This window comes from Mesorhizobium sp., from assembly GCF_004962925.1.
GTDB lineage: Bacteria > Pseudomonadota > Alphaproteobacteria > Rhizobiales > Rhizobiaceae > Mesorhizobium.
In genome coordinates, this window is sequence record NZ_SUEO01000491.1 from 1 (window position 1) to 253 (window position 253).

General features: G+C 62.1%; 1 protein-coding gene. It reads left to right on the forward strand.

The features are described 5' to 3' along the window. On the forward strand, nucleotides 1–253 hold a 253-nt coding region (locus E5W87_RS35840; RefSeq protein ID WP_292408793.1), incomplete at both ends, for a winged helix-turn-helix domain-containing protein.

Sequence of the window (253 nt, forward strand, 5' to 3'; positions counted from 1 at the left end):
AAGCCGTTCTCGACACCGGAATTCATGGCCAGGGTCAAGGCGCTGCTGCGCCGCGCCAAGCCCGAAGTGCTGTCCAGCGTGCTGAAGGTCGGTGACATCATGCTCGATCGCGAATCCCACAGGGTCTATCGCAAGAAGAGCGAGATCCGGCTCGGGCCGACCGAATTCCGGCTGCTCGAATTCATGATGCGGCACCCGGGTCGGGTCTTCTCGCGGAGCCAGTTGCTCGACAATGTCTGGGGCGAGACGATCT